Genomic DNA, 3,958 nt, shown 5'->3' with positions numbered 1-3,958 from the left:
TCTTGTGAAATGTATAACTTTATCATATTCTCTAACAAGTTTTATAATTTTAATTTTATCAAAATCATTTCTTGTCATTCTGTCTAAGATGTCAAATATGATATGCTTTATCTCTTGATGTTTCTTTACATATTACAACATTTCTAAAAAATTCTTCCTTTCTTTCTTGCCCCAGGCAGATTCTGAGACTTTCCAAATTTTTACAATCTCAAGATTGTTCTGCTGAGCATATTGTTTAGCCAATTTCTCTTGAGCATCAAGAGAATAATTATCTTCCTGTCCTTTACTACTTACTCTTAAAAATAATATAGCTTTTTCTTTATAGTTATTATTAATCTTTCTTAACATTTTTTGTGCTCCTTTAAAAGTTCTTTAATTTGGTATTCGTTAATTTTATTAACCTTAGCTTTTCTTGTTAGCCAATGGTTAATAGTAACAACACTAACACCTAATATTTCTGCCAATTTTTGTTGACTTATCTTATTTTTTAGACGATAATTGTCTAATTCAGCTATTAAATCAATGTTGTTTTCTTCTAACATTGTTTAAAACCTCCATATTAAATAGTATTTAAGTTTATTAAACTATATTTGTATTATACAATGTTTGTTGTATTAAATACAAGCAAAACTAAACTATCCTGATAAAATATATTCCATTGTTCTATTCCTCCTTTTTATTTATATTATTTTGCTTAAAGTCATATTTGCCTTGTGCCACATAGATTCTCTTATTAACGGAATATGCTTTCCTTGATATATCTTTCTTTTATAAAAGAATTTTCCAAAGTAGAATGGATTTTGAATTATATTGATAAGTTTGCGGGGATTAATTCCTACTTTTATTGATAATTTTATAAACTTCTCTTTTGTCATTTTTCCTTTAGATAAAATTTCAAAAATTTCTTTTATTTTTTGAGCTATTTTATTATTTATATCTATCATTCTTGTTCGTGGATTGTTTATATATCCCAACGGAGCTTTTAATGGAAGTATTCCATATTTTGCTTTTTCAAGCATTCCAATTTTGGTTTTTTTTGATGTATCATTTGATATTTTTTTAGCAACAGCAATATCCAAATCAGTTAAAGCAAGTCCTTCTGGAGAAGGACTTACTATACATTTCATTTTGTCTTTTACAAAATGTATAGTTTTGTTATTTTGTCTAACAAAATCATATATTCTTTGTGTATCAAGAAGATTGCTATTCATTATTTCTTCAGAGTAAAAAATAATATGTTTTATTTCTGGATGTTTTGTAATGTATTTAAGCATATCTATTATTTTTTCTCTTCCTTTGATGTTCCAAGAACTTTCTATACATTTGTAGCTTTTTGTAAGTTGTAGATTATTAGCCTTTGAATATTTCAAGATTTCTTTTTCTTGAAATTCTAAAGAATATTTTATTGTTCCATATGAAGATGCTTTACAATATCCTACTGCTTGTTCTGCCTTTTTAATAAAATTATTCATTTTTAGTTCTTCTGTTAAATTTTGTAACATTTTATTTTCTCCTTTTTTTTGAATTAAATTTTGTCTTTCTTTACTACTTTTTACTTCATTGTTCTTTTTTATCATTTTCTTTTCCTCTCTTTTTAAATATTTTACTTCTCTACTACTTTTTACTTCTTTGGTTTTAGTAACCATTTTTACATCCTCCTGGAATTTATATTTTTAAACAACTTTTTTAATAATTTCAGTAACTTTCCCGAACTCTATAACTTCAAGATTATGTTCAAACTTTACATCATTAATGTTGTTGTCTAATTTTTTAAGTTTTTCTACTAATTGATTCGGATTATATGAACCATAACAATCAATAGTTGTTGCTATATCCGAATGTCCGAAATTTTGAGAAACTATTTTTATTTCTTCTCCGTAAGGTATTTTTGACAAGATTAGATTTATTGCTAAATCTCTATATCTATGTGGACTATAATAGGTAATGTTTCTTTCTTTACAAAGATTAGTTAATATTTTTACAAAACCAGTGCCGGAGATAAACTCTTTTGAAAGTTTGCTCCGTTTAAAGCTTAAATTGTCTGTATCTTTAATACATTGCATTTTAGGGAATAATGGGTCAGCTTTTTTAAATCCGTTATCCTTTAAATAGTTATACCAATCAACAAAAATATCCACCAACTCATTATCAAAGTGAAAAATTTTTGAAACTATAGTCTTTCCGAACTTTGTTCTTGTATTAAACCGTGGATATTGCTTTACTATTAAATTATCAATATCTATACACTGCATTGATAAACTAACTAAAGCATCTACCCTTACACCAGTCAGGTATAAAAAGGATATTAAAGCTCTATCCCTTTTATCCTTATCGGTTTCATTAGGAATGGAGTTTACTAACTTTTTTACATAGTCTAAAGTTGGATATTCCTTAAATTCCTGTTTATTACAATACTCTAATTTCTTATCCTTTCTTGATAAGTTAAAGTATTCAAATTTATCACTTAAAGATTTAAATCCTTTTTGATTACTTAACCATTCATAAAAATTATAAAGTTGTTTCATATACATTATGAATGTTTTTTTGCTTAAATCGGTATTTAATAGATTTTTTGCTTCTATTATATTATCAACCGTTAATTTAGAGTATTGTTTATTCTTTATAACTTCATTAAACTTTCTTATACTTCTAAGAAATATTTTCTTTGTATTTATAGATACTCCTTTACTATCAATTAAATAATTTGAATAGTTCCTTATAATTTTTTCATTACTTTCTTTTTTCAATTTTTTCACTCCTTGTTTAATATTGTGAACTTTAACCTATGGAGAGCTATACTATATACTCTCACAATCAATAAGTTGTTGTTCATTAGTTGTTTCTATCATCCTATTACTGAAAATTCTTACAACTTTTGAATTACATATATTGCAGATACCTTTTTTAATACACAATTCACAGTTGCCTATCTTCTTTCCAGTATTTTCTATGATTACCTCTTTAGCTGTAACAGCTTTTTTACATTTACAACAGAAGAATTCATTATCTTTTATTTTGTTTGTAATCTTTTCTGTTCTAATCGACCTTTTATAAATTCTTTTATACTACTGCCAGAAAACAACAACGGATAAGAACTTTCTATAGATTTCATACCTTTTGCATAATACTTGTAAACACTTCTAACATTAATATTTAGCTTTCTTGCTATTTCTTTTGCCGTATATGTTTCGTAATCACTTATAGAACGATATTTCTTCAATCCTTTCATTTATGCTACCTCCCTATTAATGAAACATTCTTTGTATTTAGCTTTCAGTTCCCTAAGATACAATTCAAACTGCAATATGTTTTTTACAGCTTCTAATGTTTCTTCATCCGATAAATTTTCATTAATGTATTTTTTTTCCAAGAAATACTAACTTGCTTTCTGTTTCTGTCATTTACAACACATCCATTTAATTTAAAGATTTTTAATATTTTTCTAATAGTTTTAAGCATCTAAAGATTTGTCTTCTTTGGAATGTTTTTTATAAAGGTAATAATATACCTGAACAATTTTTTAATTATCAAAAATTATTTTTTATTAATTTTTTATTTTTTATTTGATTATTTTTTTTATTGATTATTTTATTATTAGATTTTTATATTTTATTTTGTATTTTTTTTATTTATATAAATTTTTATTATTTATTATTAGTTTTTTGTTTTTTATATTTGAATATTTAAATTTAATATATTTCATTATTATTTTTTTTTATTATTATTTAATTTTTTTTATTATTTTTATTCATTTTTTATATTTTTCAATTTTTATAATTTTTAATTTATTATTATTTATTTTTAATTTTTTAATTATTTAAAATTGTTTTATTATTTTTTTAATTTTGTTTTACAATTTGGCATATTAGCTAAATTAGCTAAATTTTCGCTATTTTATTTATTTTTTATTATTATTTTTTATTGTTTTATTTTTATTATTTTTTTTCTTTTTCTTTTT

The 3,958-nt window shown here is 23.3% G+C and carries 5 protein-coding genes; all 5 read right to left on the bottom strand.

Annotation, left to right across the window (positions count from 1 at the left end; genetic code table 11):
- Nucleotides 1-132: 132 nt before the first annotated feature.
- On the bottom strand, nt 133-348 hold the full coding sequence (locus tag ACMUOV_RS02260) for a recombinase family protein (RefSeq protein ID WP_413853384.1): 216 nt from the start codon (nt 346-348) through the stop codon (nt 133-135).
- Complete coding sequence (locus ACMUOV_RS02255; protein WP_413853382.1) at nt 342-542, bottom strand: helix-turn-helix domain-containing protein; 201 nt, start codon at nt 540-542, stop codon at nt 342-344. Before ACMUOV_RS02255 ends, ACMUOV_RS02260 begins: the two co-directional genes overlap by 7 nt.
- A gap of 138 nt (nt 543-680) precedes the next feature.
- Nucleotides 681-1,646: a recombinase family protein gene (locus ACMUOV_RS02250; protein ID WP_413853380.1), complete on the bottom strand. Its 966-nt coding sequence runs from the start codon at nt 1,644-1,646 to the stop codon at nt 681-683.
- 27 nt (nt 1,647-1,673) lie between these two features.
- Nucleotides 1,674-2,747, bottom strand: coding sequence for a tyrosine-type recombinase/integrase (locus ACMUOV_RS02245; RefSeq protein WP_413853378.1), 1,074 nt, complete (start codon nt 2,745-2,747; stop codon nt 1,674-1,676).
- Between the two features lie 263 nt (nt 2,748-3,010).
- Nucleotides 3,011-3,229, bottom strand: coding sequence for a sigma factor-like helix-turn-helix DNA-binding protein (locus ACMUOV_RS02240; protein WP_413853376.1), 219 nt, complete (start codon nt 3,227-3,229; stop codon nt 3,011-3,013).
- Nucleotides 3,230-3,958 lie beyond the last annotated feature (729 nt).

The sequence above is a fragment of the Candidatus Ruminimicrobium bovinum genome, assembly GCF_902760015.1.
Classification (GTDB): Bacteria; Elusimicrobiota; Endomicrobiia; order Endomicrobiales; family Endomicrobiaceae; genus Ruminimicrobium; species Ruminimicrobium bovinum.
Note: the sequence above shows the minus strand (reverse complement) of the source record. Positions and strands in the feature narration are given on the sequence as shown.

Excerpts from the sequence above, each read along its gene's own strand:
- ACMUOV_RS02260 (WP_413853384.1), bottom strand. The coding sequence starts at position 348 with ATGTTAAGAAAGATTAATAATAACTATAAAGAAAAAGCTATATTATTT.
- ACMUOV_RS02255 (WP_413853382.1), bottom strand. The coding sequence starts at position 542 with ATGTTAGAAGAAAACAACATTGATTTAATAGCTGAATTAGACAATTAT.
- ACMUOV_RS02250 (WP_413853380.1), bottom strand. The coding sequence starts at position 1,646 with ATGGTTACTAAAACCAAAGAAGTAAAAAGTAGTAGAGAAGTAAAATAT.
- ACMUOV_RS02240 (WP_413853376.1), bottom strand. The coding sequence starts at position 3,229 with ATGAAAGGATTGAAGAAATATCGTTCTATAAGTGATTACGAAACATAT.